19 protein-coding genes and 1 tRNA gene are annotated in these 15359 nt (G+C 69.1%); 9 read left to right on the top strand and 11 right to left on the bottom strand.

The annotated features are described in order from the left end of the window. Position 1: 1 nt before the first annotated feature. From VH112_10915 to VH112_10900, 4 genes are all read right to left on the bottom strand, one after another. Positions 2-796: an SDR family oxidoreductase gene (locus VH112_10915; GenBank protein HEX4540745.1), complete on the bottom strand. Its 795-nt coding sequence runs from the start codon at positions 794-796 to the stop codon at positions 2-4. An 8-nt stretch (positions 797-804) separates the two neighbouring features. Beyond that, entirely contained in the window at positions 805-1491 is a 687-nt protein-coding gene (locus VH112_10910) for a hypothetical protein (protein ID HEX4540744.1), read from the bottom strand. 75 nt (positions 1492-1566) lie between these two features. Beyond that, entirely contained in the window at positions 1567-1926 is a 360-nt protein-coding gene (locus VH112_10905) for a hypothetical protein (protein ID HEX4540743.1), read from the bottom strand. A 38-nt stretch (positions 1927-1964) separates the two neighbouring features. Continuing rightward, positions 1965-2525 carry a hypothetical protein gene (locus VH112_10900; GenBank protein ID HEX4540742.1) on the bottom strand — a complete coding sequence of 187 codons (561 nt, stop codon included), beginning with the start codon at positions 2523-2525 and terminating at the stop codon, positions 1965-1967. 62 nt (positions 2526-2587) lie between these two features. Here VH112_10900 and VH112_10895 point away from each other — a divergent pair, with 62 nt between their 5' ends. Then, positions 2588-3340, top strand: coding sequence for an inositol monophosphatase family protein (locus VH112_10895; protein ID HEX4540741.1), 753 nt, complete (start codon positions 2588-2590; stop codon positions 3338-3340). A 396-nt stretch (positions 3341-3736) separates the two neighbouring features. Further along, positions 3737-4063 carry a WhiB family transcriptional regulator gene (locus VH112_10890; protein HEX4540740.1) on the top strand — a complete coding sequence of 109 codons (327 nt, stop codon included), beginning with the start codon at positions 3737-3739 and terminating at the stop codon, positions 4061-4063. 109 nt (positions 4064-4172) lie between these two features. On the opposite strand, the gene VH112_10885 is transcribed toward VH112_10890, so the two are convergent. Genes VH112_10885 through VH112_10870 form a run of 4 tightly spaced genes read right to left on the bottom strand, consistent with a single transcriptional unit; the run spans position 4173 to position 6665 of the window. Then, positions 4173-4784: a TMEM175 family protein gene (locus VH112_10885; GenBank protein ID HEX4540739.1), complete on the bottom strand. Its 612-nt coding sequence runs from the start codon at positions 4782-4784 to the stop codon at positions 4173-4175. Between the two features lie 6 nt (positions 4785-4790). Further along, a complete protein-coding gene (locus VH112_10880; protein ID HEX4540738.1) occupies positions 4791-5015 on the bottom strand; it encodes a hypothetical protein in 225 nt (74 codons plus the stop codon). 10 nt (positions 5016-5025) lie between these two features. Further along, on the bottom strand, positions 5026-6000 hold the full coding sequence (locus VH112_10875; GenBank protein ID HEX4540737.1) for an LLM class flavin-dependent oxidoreductase: 975 nt from the start codon (positions 5998-6000) through the stop codon (positions 5026-5028). After that, positions 5997-6665, bottom strand: a complete 669-nt coding sequence (locus VH112_10870; GenBank protein ID HEX4540736.1) for a TetR family transcriptional regulator — start codon at positions 6663-6665, stop codon at positions 5997-5999. The genes VH112_10875 and VH112_10870 overlap by 4 nt, the downstream gene beginning before the upstream one ends. 19 nt (positions 6666-6684) lie before the next feature. Between VH112_10870 and VH112_10865 the strand changes: the two genes are divergently transcribed. The 5 genes from VH112_10865 (at position 6685) to VH112_10845 (ending at position 11280) form a co-directional block, all read left to right on the top strand. After that, the gene (locus VH112_10865; protein ID HEX4540735.1) at positions 6685-7893 is read left to right on the top strand and encodes an amidohydrolase family protein; all 1209 of its coding nucleotides are present in this window, start codon (positions 6685-6687) and stop codon (positions 7891-7893) included. 18 nt (positions 7894-7911) lie between these two features. Next, complete coding sequence (locus tag VH112_10860; GenBank protein ID HEX4540734.1) at positions 7912-8691, top strand: acetoacetate decarboxylase family protein; 780 nt, start codon at positions 7912-7914, stop codon at positions 8689-8691. Between the two features lie 4 nt (positions 8692-8695). Then, on the top strand, positions 8696-9571 hold the full coding sequence (locus VH112_10855; protein ID HEX4540733.1) for an SDR family NAD(P)-dependent oxidoreductase: 876 nt from the start codon (positions 8696-8698) through the stop codon (positions 9569-9571). Between the two features lie 34 nt (positions 9572-9605). Then, positions 9606-10877, top strand: a complete 1272-nt coding sequence (locus tag VH112_10850; GenBank protein ID HEX4540732.1) for an amidohydrolase family protein — start codon at positions 9606-9608, stop codon at positions 10875-10877. A gap of 328 nt (positions 10878-11205) precedes the next feature. Further along, positions 11206-11280, top strand: a tRNA-Val gene (locus VH112_10845). Positions 11281-11374: 94 nt separating this feature from the next. On the opposite strand, the gene VH112_10840 is transcribed toward VH112_10845, so the two are convergent. Together VH112_10840 and VH112_10835 are read right to left on the bottom strand one after the other, a co-directional pair. Then, positions 11375-12424 carry an MBL fold metallo-hydrolase gene (locus tag VH112_10840; protein ID HEX4540731.1) on the bottom strand — a complete coding sequence of 350 codons (1050 nt, stop codon included), beginning with the start codon at positions 12422-12424 and terminating at the stop codon, positions 11375-11377. 248 nt (positions 12425-12672) lie between these two features. Continuing rightward, positions 12673-12990, bottom strand: coding sequence for a VOC family protein (locus VH112_10835; GenBank protein HEX4540730.1), 318 nt, complete (start codon positions 12988-12990; stop codon positions 12673-12675). Positions 12991-13262: 272 nt separating this feature from the next. On the opposite strand from VH112_10835, the gene VH112_10830 reads away from it, so the two are divergent. Further along, complete coding sequence (locus tag VH112_10830; GenBank protein HEX4540729.1) at positions 13263-13877, top strand: GNAT family N-acetyltransferase; 615 nt, start codon at positions 13263-13265, stop codon at positions 13875-13877. Positions 13878-13933: 56 nt separating this feature from the next. Here VH112_10830 and VH112_10825 read toward each other — a convergent pair whose 3' ends face one another. Next, the gene (locus VH112_10825) at positions 13934-14881 is read right to left on the bottom strand and encodes an NAD(P)-dependent oxidoreductase (GenBank protein HEX4540728.1); all 948 of its coding nucleotides are present in this window, start codon (positions 14879-14881) and stop codon (positions 13934-13936) included. 186 nt (positions 14882-15067) lie between these two features. Between VH112_10825 and VH112_10820 the strand changes: the two genes are divergently transcribed. Continuing rightward, a partial coding sequence (locus tag VH112_10820; GenBank protein HEX4540727.1) for a hypothetical protein occupies positions 15068-15359 on the top strand: 292 nt, incomplete at its 3' end.

The raw sequence follows: 15359 nt of genomic DNA, 5'->3' as shown, positions 1-15359 counted from the left end.
GTCAGCCAGCCCGCATCGGCGCGGGCCAGTCGTCGGGACGGAGGAGCGCGTCCGTACCTCCGTCCACGAACACGATAGACCCACAGAGGAACCTGGCATCGGGGCCCAGCAGGAAGGCGACGAGCCCCGCGATCTCCTCTGGCCGACCGACGCGCCCAGCGGGGACGGGGAACTGGTCGAGCGCCGACCCGATGGTCGGGTCGCGCCGGATCTCGTCGGTCATGGGTGTCTGGGTGAGCCCGGGCGCGACCGCGTTGAGCGTGATCCCCGCCCCCATCCAGTCGGCGCTTGTCGCGTGGCGACGGACCCAGCGGGCGATCGCCATCTTCGTCGCCGGATAGGCGGCCAGCGAGCCGACCGCGTCCCCGATCTCCTGGGCCGCGAGCTCGTCACCGGCGAGGCAGGCGTCGACGAGGTCGGTCGGCACCCCCGGTTGGCAGGTCGTCGAGTTGGAGCTGATGGCAACTGCGGCTGGGCCCGTGCCGCGAGCGAGCATCCCTCGCAGGCCAGCCAGGAGCTCGACGGTCCCGAAGTAGTTCACCGCCACCAACAGCGCTCCCGGTCTGGCGGTGAGCCCGGCCAGGCCGGCGAAGGTGACAAGGCCGTCCACCGTGCCGTCGGCGTGCGCGGCCACGCCGTCGACCGCGGCGCGCCGCCCCGCTGGTGTCCCCAGATCAGCCACGACGTCGGCGTCCTTCACGTCCACGCCGATGACCCGGTGGCCGTCACCCACCAGCCGTTCGGTGGTGGCCGCCCCGATACCGCTGGAGGCGCCTGTGATCACGATGGTGCCCATGACCTCTCCTAGGCAGGTAGCTGATTGGCTCTGTTCTCGACATTGGACACGATCGCCCGCCCCAGGTCGGCCGGAAAGGGCTGACCCAGGCCGATCGTCTGCACGGCGACGAGGGCTCGACCCCGGAGGATCCTGGTGAACCCGGCGTCGACCGTCGTCCGGCCTCCCTGGACGACCACGTTGACGGTGACGGCGGTCGCCGTCACCTGGTCGCCCGCGGGAGCCGTGGCTGGCACGGTCCTCGCCGCGCTCGAGGTCACAGTGGACCCGGCGGGTAGGGCTCCGGGCAGGGTGCTCAGCAGGACCCGACGGGCACACTCCCCGAAGGTCGGCTGGGCGAGGACCCGGTAGTCGGCCTGGCTCTCGGCCGTCGTGTGGGCGACCTTGACGTTGGAGCTGGCTTGCTGGGCGCTGAGGACGAAGGCGGGGGAGTTGACGTTGGCGGTCGTGTGCGACTCGGGAGGCGGCGTCGCCAGGCAGCCGTAGAGGGTGCGCTCCACGTTGGCGTTGGCCGCCGCGCTCACCGGGTTGGGGTGAGCCTGCCAGCCTGCGGGAAAGTCGCGCTGTCGGAGGTTGATGCGAGCGGCGGAGGCGATGTCGGCCGACGAGCTCTGCCCAGACCCCGACGAGCCGCCGCCGCACCCGGCCGCCACCGCCATGGTGAGCAGCCCGGTCGTGGCAACCAGGCGCCGCATCCCGTCCTCCCTTACGTGCGACCTCTTCGATGAGGTAGGGGAATGGTAGGCGGCGCTCGCGGCCCGGTTCGTGAGTCAGTAGGTGCGGGCGCTCGGGGGTGACAGCGCGCTCTGGCACTGCTGGGTGAGCGCGTGCACGAGGCGACTCTCGTCGACGTTCGGGCTTTCGCTCAGGGTCGTTCGCAGCGCCTCCCACTGTCCCGAGCCGGCCGCCGCCACGGACGCCAACGGAAGGGCAGTCCTCAGCTCGACGAGGGCACCAACCCGCTCACGATCGGCGGCGGCGGGATCGGGTTCGGACGACGCCTGGGCATAGAGGCGCAGCGAGCGCTCCACGTGCTGACAGGCCTGCTTGGCGGTGGTGTCCGGGTTCCCGCTGCAGCCGGTCACTACGGCGAGGGACCCTAGCGCCAGCACCGAGAGGCCGATCGTCACCTTTCGAGGTCGGCCATGCATGCGTGGGCCCCGGGAACCTACTCTCCGAGCCAAGCGGGTGCTGCCTCGAGCAGGAACCGGCTCACCGCCAGCGAGCGGTCGAACACCTCACAGAGCAGCTCCTCGCCGGCGAGGACCCGCGCCAGGGACACCTGATGACGGGCCACGACCGTGAGGCGCCGCTCGGGGGCGTCGGTGGCCGATGCGAAGGAGTCGATCGCCGACGCCTCCAGCGGCAGCTCGAGGCCCCCCACCCCGGCGAGATCGATGGCCAGGCGGAGAAGGTCGGGGCCGCTCGGAAGCGGCGGGAGCGCCCACGTGAACGTCAGGGGGAAGTGGAACTCGTCGGCCGGGTCGGAGTCCTCGGGCAGGTCCACGACGGCGTCCTCGAACGACAGCAGCACGCGGGGGTCGACCTCCAGGGCAAGGTGGAGATCCAGCGGTCCCCCGCAGCCCTCCTCGGGGTGCAGGTCGACCTCCCACACCTGGCGCAGTGAGTAGGTCTCCACGAAATGCCGCTCGTCGTGCACGTGAAACCCGTGGTCCACGGCGTGGTCCTTGAGCTCGGCCACATAGCCAGCGACGTCGATGACCGCCACGAGCCGCCAGCCTAGTGGGGGGGTGGGTCGCAGGACTCTCGCGCGGTTAACGTCGCCCACCGGTGGACGACGACCAGTTGCTGGAGCTTTTCCACGAGGCCGTGACGGCCGTGGCCGCGGCCCTGGCCGACCTCGACGACTGGGGTCTGGCCGGCACCCGGCCCAGCCAATACCGGTCGGACCTGGTCGCTGACGCGGCCGCCGTTCCGATCCTCCTGGAAGCGGGCCTGGGAGTGCTGAGCGAGGAGTCGGGCCTGGCCGGGATGGGGCGCCCCGTCGTGGCCGTGCTGGATCCTGTCGACGGCTCGACCAACGCTGCCCACGGGCTGCCGTGGTACGCCACCAGCCTGTGCGCGGTCGATGCGGAGGGTCCACGGGTCGCGGTGGTGGCCAACCAGGCCAGCGGCGTCCGGTTCGAGGCGGTGCGCGGGGGCGGGGCCCGGCGAGCCGGGCGGCCGCTCACGGCGTCGGGGTGCGAGATCCTCGACCGAGCGGTCGTCGCCCTGTCGGGGTATCCGGCGCGCCACCTCGGCTGGGGGCAGTTCCGGGCCTTGGGAGCCGCCGCCCTGGACTTGTGCGCCGTCGCCGAGGGAACCGTGGACGCCTATGTCGACTGCAGCCGCTCCGGCCAGGGCCCCTGGGACTATCTGGGTGGCACGCTGGTGTGCCTCGAGGCCGGTGCGGCGATCGTCGACGCTCGGGGACGTGCGCTGGTGGCCCTGGGCCATGCCGACCGCCGGGCGCCAGTGGCGGCGGCCACCTCGGCGCTGCTGAGCCCCCTGGTGACGGCGAGGGTGTCCCTGCCGGGGGAGTGATCGGGCCGGACCGGAAAATCGGTTGACGGTGCCCCGGGGGTCGTGGTCGGATGGCTGCTGCGGGGAAGGTCCTCGCGCCAGGCAAGAGGGAGCGCGTTGATGCAGAACGTCGCTGTGATCGACCTCACGGCCGGTCGCCACGCCCTCATCTGGACGCGGCCGGGCGGCGGTCACCCCCTCTCGCCCTTTGCGGCAGACCACAAGGGGCGTATGACCGCCAACGCCTCTAAGGCCGTGCGGCCGACGAGCCCGCCTGGAGCAGCCACTGGATAGACATCCTCCGCTCCAGAGCTTGGCTCAGAGGCCGCCGGAATCTCCGGCGGCCTTTTTGTTTCCCTCCGTGCAGCTCGCTGCGGCTGTCTGGAGATCCGATCCTGACCGAAAGGGGATGGCGAGATGCTCGCCGCAGCCCAAGAAGCCAGAGGCATCGAGGCCCTGCTCACCGACGCGCGGTCAGGCGCCGACTGGGACGAGGCCAGCTGTCGCGACGGAACTGCCGGCATGGTCGAGCTGTTCTTCTCCGAACAGCTCGACGACATCGCCCGGGCGAAGGCCATCTGCGCCGGCTGCCCGCTTTCCGGCCCGTGCCTCGAGGGTGCGCTCGGCCGGCGCGAGCCCTGGGGTGTCTGGGGCGGCCAGCTCCTGGCCAACGGCCGCATCCTGCCGTTCAAGCGCAAGCGCGGGCGTCCCCCGAAGAACCCTCCAGCCCAGATGACGGCCTAGCCCCAGTGGCGCCGCTGTCTGCCGTCGGCGTTCGCCGGGGCTGGCGCGACCCCGCACTACCTTCACGCTCGTCGGTCAGACCGAGTCTGGTAGCGGAAGTGTGACCGTTCTAGCCCGCGTCCGCTGCCGCGTCCCGCCTGGGGGTCTGCTCGACGACGTAGTAGGCGGCGACGACGGCGCTGATGACGAGCGTGGCGGTCGCGCTGACAAAGGCGATGCCGATCCCCGCGATATAGAAGATGTGACCCATGCCGAACCGGACCATGGCCCGGCGGGCGTCGGCGGGAGGCAGGGGAACCTTCAGGTGCTCGTGGCGGATCGACCACCAGAAGATCAGGGCGAAGGCGATCGACATGCCTTCGTACGCCCCCATGAACATGGCGGCGGCGATGTGGGAGTCGGTGCCGCCCAGGGTCAGGTAGGTCGCCATCGTCGAGGTGGCGAAGGGGATGCTCACCACGAAGAAGAGCAGCAGGAGGTTGAGGAACAGAAGGGTCCGGTCGATGTCGGCCAGGTTCTTGAAGATCGTGTGGTGGTTGACCCAGATGATGCCGATGGTCAGGAAGCTGATGAAGTAGGCGGCGAACGCGGGCCACTTGTCTGCGAGCTGATGGGCGAGGGTGCCGTGGCCGGGTCCCGCCACCACCAGGTCGAGGGCGAGCAGGGTGATGGCCACGGCGAAGACCCCGTCGCTGAAGGCCTCCAGCCGGGCACTGTCCATCTCGGGCTAGCCCCGGCCGGCGACGGCGTTCCCGCGCTCGCTCATCCTCGAGCAGATCGTCGGCCAGTTGCCGCCGACGAAGGAGCCGAGCGGCGCCACCGTCTCGACCGCCGCCGCCGTGTCCAACAGGCCGGCCAGCGAGGGCATGTCACCGTCCGCCGCGAACTCCTTGGCGAGGTCCAGGTCGCAGGCGTCGAGACCCAGGTAGAGCGTCCGTGTCGGCGAGCGCACGGCCGGGAGTCTAACTGCCCTGGTCAGGCGCCCCTGGTAACGGCCATTGCTGGCGGAGCTCCGGTAGCACCTCGTCTCCGAGGCGCACGATCTGGCCTCGAGCGTCGGCTGGCGACACGCCGGGGACCTGCACCCGCAGGTTGAGTGTGTCGGCGCCGGCCCGGCGAGCGGTGTCGGCCAGCTGGTCAGCGAGCAGGCCGGCGTCGGTCCCGCTCACGAGCTGGTCGCTACTCCAATGCGACTGGGCGGCGGGCGACGCATAGCCGCGGTAGACGTCGACCTGGCGCTCGAGGCGATCGCGCGGCGGATCGCCAAGCCAGGCTCTGCGGATGAGGACACAAGGCCCGGTGCCCCCGGCCTGGCGGTAGGTGTCGGTGAGCCGGCGGCAGCGCTCGGTGGTGGCCAGCGAGTCGAGCACGATGCCGACGCCCGCGTCGGCGGCCCGCCTGGCGGCGGTGAGGCCGATGGCCGCGCTGACGACGGGCACGGGATGGAGGCGGCAGCGGGCGATGGCCGGATCGTCGGCGAGGCGGCCGAGGCTGGTGCCCCCGAGCATCCTGGCCAGCTCGCCGAGCGACCTGGAAAACCGCGCCGCGAGGTCATGATGGGCCACGCCCATGATCTCGAAGTCGCTCGCCAGGGCACCCGCCGCCACCCCGACGCCGACCCGCTCGGGAAAGCGGGCGGCGAGCCAGGCCACCTCCTCGGCCACCAGTGCCACTGGCCGCAGGGTGAGCAGGAGGGGGCACGCCGCCGCCCAGCCGCCATGCATGGCCTCGAGCAGCCACCCGGCGAGCTGGAGCGGATTGGGCGAGTAACCGGCGAGCCCACCGTGGTGCTCGCTCGTCATGACCCCGTCGAAACCACGCTCGTCGGCCAGGGCGGCCTGGGCCCGGAGCTCGTCGACGATGGCTGATGCTGGCAGGTCGGTATGGGGGTAGAGGCGGATCGAGATCGAGCCCGACGCCAGCGGCCTGGCGCTCACCCGCGCACGAGTGTCCGGACGAGCACTCCGAGGGAGAAGTCGAACACCTTCTCCTCGTCGACGGGGTGGGTGAGGTGCTCGAGGAGCTCGGGTGCGTCGGGTACGTCATCTGCTGTCCAGAGCTCCTCGGGGGTCTGCTGTTGGGCCGGCTGGCGTTCGAGCTGCCGGTCGACGAGGACCGAGCCGATGATCAGGTTGAGGACGGCCTGGACGGCCAGGGCGGCGTCGGCGCCGTGGAGACCGGCCCCGGCGAGCTCGCGGACCAGCACCTGCCGGGCCGGCTGGAAGAGCGCCGCCGTCCGGCCCTGTCGATGGACCACAGCCACCAGGTCGGGTTGTCGCAGCAGCGTCTGGCGCAGCGAGCGGCCGATCGACATGATCCGTGCCTCGGGGGCGCGGCCGCGGACCTGGACCGGTCCCAGCTGGGCGATGATCCGCTCCACGAGGCCGTCGAGGACGGCCTGCTTGTCCCCGACGTGCCAGTAGATGGCGGTGACGGCGACCCCCAGCTTGGCTGCCAGCGCGCGGACGGTGAGCCGCTCGATCCCGTCGCTCTCGAGGATCTCGAAGGCGGTGTCCAGGACGTGGTCGCGCGACAACGTGACGTCCCGGGTGCCTGGTCGCGGCCCTCGAGCTCGACCGGGTTGACCCTTTCGACCACCCATGTAACAATGCTACATTGTCATGGACCACTACGTGATCATCTCGGCCGACTGTCATGGCGGAGCCGAGCTGCACGAGTACAAGGACTATCTGGAGCACCGCTACCACGAGCGCTTCGACACCTGGGCCCGCGACTACGCCATCCCCTACGAGGATCTCATGGGCGACGATGGCGGCCGGAACTGGGATCACGATCGCCGGCTGGCCGACCTCGAGCGCGACGGCATCGTCGCCGAGGTCGTGTTCCCCAACACGATCCCACCCTTCTACCCCGAACCCTCGCTCAAGGTGCAGATGCCGGGGGCGACCGACGGCGACCTCGGGCTGCGGTGGGCCGGGCTGCGGGCCCACAATCGCTGGCTGGCCGACTTCTGCGCCGCCGCTCCTGGTCGGCGGGCCGGGATCGCCCAGATCATGCTGCACGACGTCGACGCCGCTGTTCGGGAGGTCGAGTGGGCGGCGGAGGCCGGGCTCACAGGCGGCATACTTCTTCCTGGCGCGCCCCCCGGATCGGGGCTCGAGCCCTTGTACTCACCGGTGTACGAGCCGCTTTGGAAGGCGTGCGCCGACACGGGTCTGCCGCTCAACCATCACAGCGGGAGCGCGGTGCCGCCGCTGGGCGACCAGCCCGTCGACAACGTGATGTTCCTGCTCGAGGTGACCTGGTGGGCCCACCGCGCGCTCTGGCACCTGATCTTCGGAGGGGTCCTCGAGGACCACCCCTCGCTGCAGCTGGTGTTCACCGAGCAGGGAACCTCGTGGATCCCCGAGACGCTGGGAACCCTCGACTACTTCTTCTCGCGCATGGGCTCGTCGACGGGTTCGCAGGAGCAGGAGTGGGGCGCCCAGGTCGTCGGCAAGCTTTCCCTCCGTCCGAGCGAGTACTGGGCGCGGCAGTGTCATGTCGGGTCGAGCTTCATGCGTCCGGCGGAGGCTGCGCTACGCGACGTCGTCGGGCTGGACAAGATCATGTGGGGAAGCGACTACCCCCACAGGGAGTCGAGCTTTCCGTTCAGCCGGGCCGCCCTCCGGCGTACCTTTGCGGGCATCGACCCGGCCGAGGTGCAGCAGATGCTGGGCGGCAACGCGGCCGAGCTCTACCAGTTCGATATGGCCCGTCTCGCCGAGGTGGGGGCGCGTGTGGGCCCGACCCACGAGGAGATCGACCAGGTCCTGCCGGTCGAGGAGATCCCAGCAGAGGCCAAGCGGTGTCCGGCGTTCGCCGGCTGATTGACGCAAGGGGGCGTGATGGCCAAGGTCAGGTACGGAGCGAGGTCGGAGGAGCAGCTGCGTAACCGGGAGGTGGAGGCGACTTCGGTCGACGTGTGGGCGACGACGCTCGTCGCCACCTACCTGACGGATCCCGACGTCATCGCCGCCGTGCTGCCGCCGCCGATCGAGCCCGGTGGCGAACCGCAGGTGAAGGTGACGATCGCCACCGTCGACATCTCGGGCTATCCGACCTTTGGCGCCGGCAGCTTCTCGGTGCGCGCTCGGCACGAGGGGACCGACGGCTACTACGCCCTGCTGATGCCCATGACCACCGAACAGTCCGTGATCGGGGGACGGGAGACCTTCGGTGAGCCCAAGAAGCTCGGACAGGTCACCCTGGAGCGCGACGGCGACCGGGTGACGGGCCGCATCTCCCGCATGGGCGCGGACATCGTCACCGTGACCGGGCACGTGGCAGGAGAGCTGGAGCCGCCGGCGGAGGAGAACCGCACAGATTTCTACTTCAAGTTCCTCCCGTCGCCTGACGGCAAGGGCTTCGATACCGACCCGGCGCTCGTGTACTGCCATCGGCGAGAGCAGACCCGCAAGCTCGAGGGTGTCGACGGCGAGGTCATCCTGCGCGAGTCGCGCTTCGACCCGGTGGCGGACCTGCCCGTGCGCCGGCCTGGCCCGATCCTCCTCGGCGAGCGGAGCAGCGTCCAGCGGGGCGAGATCCACGGCACGGTGCCGGGGGAGTGGCTCCGGCCCTTCGTCCACCAGCGCTACGACGACCTGTCGCCGGTGGGCGAGGAGTAGCGCGGTGGAGCTGGAGGGGGTCGCCGTCGTCACCGGCGGTGCCGGCGGGATCGGCCGGGCCATGGGAGAGCGGTTCGCCCGGGCGGGGATGCAGGTGGTGCTCGCCGACGTCGAGCAGGGGGCCCTCGATCGGGCCGTCGCTGAGCTGGGTTCTCAGTCACTCGAGGTGACAGGGGTCCTCACGGATGTGGCCCGCTACGAGTCTGTCGAGGCGCTCCGCGACCGCACGCTCGAGCGCTACGGTTCAGTCAACCTGGTGTGCAACAACGCCGGGATCGGCGCCGGCGCCGAGGGGGCGCTGTGGGAGCACGAGCTGAACGACTGGCGGTGGGCGTTCGGCGTGAACGTGTACGGCGTGATCCATGGCATCAACGCCTTCGTGCCCGTCATGCTGGCCGGCGGCGAGGCAGGCCACGTGGTGAACACGTCATCGGGAAACGGGGGCGTGTCGCCGCTGCCTGGCACTCCCCAGTACGCGGTGACGAAGGCTGCCGTGGTGACCCTTACCGAGTGCCTCTACGCCCAGCTGCAGGACTCGGGGGCGCCGATCGGTGCCTCGGTCCTGTTCCCCGGACCGAACATGCTGCGAACCGGGATCTTCACCTCATGGCGCAACCGGCCGGCGGAGCTGGCCAAGCAGCGGCCGCGGGCGACTCCCTACGCCACGATCGAGGACATCGAGGCCCAGATGCGGGCCGCCGGCATCGAGCCCAACTACACCGAGCCGGATGAGGTCGCGGAGCAGGTCGCCACCGCTGTCGTCGCTGGTGACTTCTGGATCCTGCCACCGAGCGCCCATACCGACAGCCAGATCCAGGGTCGGGCCGAGTCGATGCTCAAGCGGGAGAATCCCACCTACCTGCGGGCGGTACCGGGATGACGACGCCGCTGGTGTCGGCGGAAGGAGCACATGGATGAGCAGGTACATGGTGATCTCGTCGGACTGCCATGCCGGGCTGCCGAGCGAGGAGTACCGGGAATGGTTGGACCCCGCGTATCGCGAGGTGTTCGGGCAGTACCTCACGGCGCGCGCCGCGGTCGAGGCCGACCTGGCCGAGCAGGGGCTGCGCAACGAAGAGTTCGCCGAGGAGTGGGAGAGCGAGAACGCCGAAGGCCTGCACGGGGGCTGGGACGCCGCTCGGCGCGACCGCGAGCTCGACGCAGACGGGGTCGTCGGCGAGGTCATCTTCCCCGACGCTGACGCGGTGACGGGCGGGGCGTCGGCACCGTTCGGCGCCGGCCTGGGGGCCAGCGCCGACGTGCCCACCGACCTGCTCATGGCCGGGGCCCGAGCTCACAACCGCTGGCTGGCCGAGCTGTGCTCGACCAACCCGGCGCGCCGGGCCGGAGTGGCCATCGTGCCCATCTTCGACGTCGAGGCGGCGGTGGCCGAGATCCATCGGGCACGACAGTCGGGACTGCGCGGTGGGATCCTCATCCCGTCGATGTGGCAGCCCCACGAGCCCTATCACGACCCGAAATACGACGCCGTCTGGGCCGCGTGCGCCGACCTGCAGATGCCGGTGCACGTACACTCGGGGGCGGCCGACCGGGCGTCGTACGGCGAGCACGTCGGGATCTACGTGGCAGAGGTCCGGTGGTGGTCGATCCGGCCTCTGTGGTTCCTGCTGTGGGCCGGGGTCTTCGAGCGCTTCCCGACGCTGAGCTTCGTGACCACCGAGTGCGGAGCCTTCTGGGCACCCGATCTGTTGTGGACATCGGACATCGTCTACGACCGGGAGCACGCGGCCAAGAAGCTGGGCAAGCAGCTGACCTCGCACCTGAGCATGCGCCCCAGCGAGTACTTCGACCGCAACTGCTTCATCGGGGCGTCCAACACCCGCCGGCGGGAGTTGGCCCGACGCTACGAGATCGGTGTCGGCAACCTCATGTGGGGCAACGACTTCCCCCACCCCGAGGGCACGTGGCCACACACGAGGGAATGGCTGCGGAGCGCCTTCCACGACATCCCCGTGGACGAGACCCAGCAGATGCTGGGGGGAAACGCCGCCTCCTGCTACCAGTTCGACACCGCGGCGTTGCTCCCCCTGGCCGACCGCTTCGGGCCCACCCCGGAGGACCTGGGCCAGACCGGCGACGACCTCGGCAAGTGGTCTGAGCTGGCCGCCGCCGGCCGCCCGTGGCTGACGGGCACCGAGGCCCTCGAGGTCCCGGTGGGCAGTTAGACCGCTACCTCCAGCTCGGCGAGGGCCACGGTTGCCGGTTGCCACCCGGCTGCACCCGGCAAGGGGGCCGGCCACGTCTGCCATCCCGCGCGCGTGAGCCTGGAGCTACGAATCGCCCTGGCTTCGGTCGTAGCGCCGAAAGGCGATCACAAACGGGGCTATTGGTCGGAGGGGACCCGTCAACTTGTCAGCCTCATGCATGTGGTCAACGTCCGTGGTGCGAAGATTGCTGGGGTTCTCGCCGATGGCACTGCATTACTAACCTGGTGGATCGCTCCCCAACTCAGTGGGGAGCGTATGACGCAGTGCGGATCAGAGTCACATTGTCGGGCGCTTAGCTCAGTCTGGTCAGAGCAGCTGGCTTACAACCAGCAGGTCGGGGGTTCGAGTCCCTCAGCGCCCACGCGAATGCCCAGTCAGACCGTTTCTGATGTTGGTCAGGCCGTATCGGCCCGCTCCCCCCTTGTTGGGTTTCGTGTTGGGTTCGTTGCACTGCATCACAACGCGAAGCGGGTCCCGACACTGTTGGGGATGAAGGCATCGCCGAAGCGGGCACTCATGGCGTGCTGGGCCCGCCATCCGGTGCAGTGGGCCGGGACGACCACGGAGGGGGCCAGGGCGCCCAGGTCGTTGAGGACCCGGGGGATAAGAGGTTCGAAGATCGGCCCGTTGAGATGGAAGCCGCCCATGACGGCGTACAACGGTCGGTCCTTGGTTAGCCGTCGGGCGTAGTGGCAGATGTTGACGATGCCTGCATGGCCACAGCCGGTGATCACCAGCAACCCCTTGTCCTTGATGTCGACGATGAAGCCTTGGTCGTCGAGGACCAGGGGGTCCGGTTCCCAGCGCCCGTCCACCCAGGCCTGCTGTGGGGGGAAGCCCGGCTCGTATCCGGTGGTGCGTGGCACCTCGCCGGTCACCAGTACAGAGCGATCGAACAAGAAGCTGGGCTGCTGCTCCTCGATCACCTCGAAGCCAGCGTCGACCAGGGCCCCTCGGCTGGTGCTCGGGATCTCCATCGGATCCCGTCCGGGCAGGCTCACCCGCCGCCGGCGCCAGAACTGGGGATGGATGAGCACCGGCAGGTTGACCCTCCCGAGCCGGCGGATCAGGCCGTCGAGCCCAGTGGTGTGGTCGAAGTGGCCGTGGCTGCAGACGATGGCCTCGATGCCCGAAGGGTCGACCTCCAGGCGGCCCATGTTCTCGACCATCCCCTCGGGGGTTGTGCCGGCGTCGAAGAGGATCTGGTGCTGGACGCTGTCCTTGGTCAACGTCACCAGGACCGAGAACCCGTGCTCGGCCAGCAGCGCCACAGGAGCGTTTCCGCCTTCCATGATGGCGGCCGGCTGGCGGCCGCCGACCCCAATCGGTGCACGGTGGGCCGGTCCCTGATCGGGCATGAAGATGTCGGTGACGTTGTCCATGAGCGTGGTGACGGTGACCGCGTCGACCGGCTCCAAGTCGAAGAGCACCCGGGGCTCGAAGTCGTGCAACACCTTTGGATCTGGCTGGTGCAGGTGCGCTGGGTCCGTGTAGTCAGTGCACATTACGAATCACCCTCCTGCCGGATCAGACGTGACGTCCATCCCCCATTATGGGCGGCCAAGCGCTACCGACCTGCCTGGTGGAGGCAACTCACCATCGACTCCTGGCTTCAACCGTACGCGTAATAATCGTTCTCCTGAGAACGAGCGGTGCTCACCAGGTTCCGGCGTACTGGGGCGTTCGCGCGCGTGGTCGGGCGTACGTTATGTGCGCCCCACCAAGACAAGTCGGGCGTTGTGAAGGCGTTGGTTCAGGTCTCTCCTGCGGGCCGGGCGATTTGGTACACATTCCCAAAGTAATCGCGCACCATGGCCCGACGATCGCCATAGGGAGTGTCGAGCGGCGCTTCCAGCGAGACGGCGCCAGCGTTCAGGGCATTCTCGTAGGATCGGTCTGCGTCGTCGACGTAGACGTATAGGAAGCCCGGGAACGGGTCTCGCTCGGTCGCTGGGGATATCATGATCAGTGAGTCACCGATGTGGACCTCGGCTGGGCGCCCTGGTTCGAACTCCCGCTGAGCGCCGAAGACCCGGCGCAGGAAATCAACCTGTGCCGCCACATCGGTCACCACAAGTCGTGGAGTGACTGAGTGGTAGCCAGGTCGTGGGCCGCGCTCGGTCATGAGCAATTCGGTCAGGTAACGCGCCTCGGAGCCGGCGTTCGGGGCGCCCTGACCTCCACGGAGATAGGCCGCGAATATGGGACACCCCGGTCGTGTCGGCTGGTCGTGCGGGAACCGTCCTTCCACGTCCCTTTGTACCGAGCAGCGGACGTCGGGGCCCCGGGCGCGGATCGGGCATACGGCGCGGCCGTGGTCGTCCCAAGCTGAGCCCGGCGGTAATGGAGACCACGGTGAGCCAGATCGGATTACCGTGCTGCTGGCCCATGAAACCCCCGACCCTCCACACGAAGCGTCTTCTGCTCCGCCGATGGGCGGGCGACGACCGTGAGGTCTTCGCGCAGATCAACGCCGATCCAGAGGTCATGCGCTACCGCTTCAAGCCGCTGACTCGCCAGGAGAGCTACGACCTGATCGACAACATTGAGGCCTGTTTCGACCAGCACTGCTTCGGCCAGTGGGCTGTCGAGCGCATCGAGGACCGGCGAGTTATCGGCTTCATCGGACTGGAAGTCGCGGACGACGACTCTCCCTTCTCGCCGCAGGTTCATATCGGCTGGCACCTGGATCGTGATGCGTGGGGATACGGCTACGCTACAGAGGGCGCCACGGGGGCTCTGGACTACGTCTTCGAGGTGGTTGGACTCCCTGAGGTGGTGTCCCACACGACGAGTGCCAACGAGCAGTCCCAAGCAGTCATGCGCCGACTCGGTATGCGCCACAACACTGACGACGACTTCGATGGGCCGTGGTATCCCGTAGGGCATCCGCATCGCAGATTCGTGCTCTACCGCGTGACCGCCGTCGACTGGCGAGCACGACGCCCCCGGGGCTGAGGTCCGGATCCATGATGCCGCCCACCGTCGGCGTTCTGGGCGAGTGAGGTGGCGGGCTACTTGGCGCTGATAGTCCGCGCGTTTGGGGACGCCCCGTAGATGCTCTCGGCCATGGCGACCCAGCCCTGCCTGGCACTTGGGTACCGCGGTTGCCATCTGCTGATCTCGCAGAACCTCCGATTGCTCACCCGCAGAGACCGGGTCAACGATGTAAGTCGATTGCCGAGTAGTAGCGCCAGCCGACCCGGGCCACGCAGCCACGGCCGCTTGCTAGCCGCGGTGGCCAACGCCTGTGCGTACTCGCGCTTGGTGAGCGGCTCGTCATCCACGACGTTGTAGACACCGGCGGGAACCTGCAGCGCCGCTACGACTGCTGCCCCGCCATCGGCGACGTCGATCGACGACACGTACGACTCGGGGTGTCCCATGAGGGGCGTGACGTGGTGGCGTGCCATTGCGAGGAACTGTTCACTGTGGCGGGCACCTGGGCCGTAGAAGAGGCCCAGCCGGAGAATGACCCCGGTGCCGCCCGCCTTGGTGAAGCGTTGCGCGCTGGCCTCGGCACCGAGGTTGCCGCTTGTGTTGGGGTACCGGTCCGGCAAGGTATCCTCGTCGATCCACTGGTCGCCTGAGTCGGGGTAAATCATGCTGACCGACTCCTGCACCAGGCGTGGAACGCCAGCGGCCAGCGCAGCGTCGACCACCGCCGCCGAGCCTCCGATGCGGACCCGCTCGGTCGGCTCCCAGGCGTGTCGGAACGCGAAGGCCGCCGTAGAGGGCATCGATGTGGCGAGGTTCACCACCGCCTCGTGGTTGCGGACGGCCTCGAAGAGGACAGCCCGGTCGAAGATCGACGCCAACACCGGGGTCGCGCTCTGGGCCTTGACCGCTGCGGCCTTTTCTGCGGTCCGCACGAGCGCGGAGACCTCGTGGCCAGCCGCGACGAGTGCCGGCAGAGCGTGGCGGCCGATTGCGCCGGTCCCCCCCAGCAAGAACACTCTCACTATCAGAAGCCTACCGAATCGCTTCGACTGCCATACGTCTCTCAGCCGGCGGTGTGGGATAGCTCGGTCGGTGGCCATGTTGGGCGTATGCCGCGACGTTATGGGCGGGGTCGAGGGGATTCGACTTCATCGAACGTTTCGTCGCTGAGGCCGCGCCGAACACCGATGGGATAGCGTCACGGAGTGATGCGACAAGGCTTGAGTGTCGACCCGGAGGTGGGCCACCGTCGCTTCTTGGACCTCGAGCCTGGCCTTCGGCCGCTCGAGGACCGCGCCCTGTTCGACCGCATTGGTGGACAGGGCACCGTCGACCGGCTCGTGGACTCCCTCTACGACCGTTTCGAGGCCGACGCCGTGATCCGACCGTTCTTCGGCAGGGACCTCGCGAATGGCCGCAACAGGCAGAAGCGATTCTTTGCCGAATGGCTCGGGGGACCACCTCGCTACAGCAACTCGGCCTGGGGCGCGCTGTATCAGC

This window comes from Acidimicrobiales bacterium (assembly GCA_036270875.1).
GTDB lineage: Bacteria > Actinomycetota > Acidimicrobiia > Acidimicrobiales > AC-9 > AC-9.
This window is presented reverse-complemented; position numbering and strand designations above follow the sequence as displayed.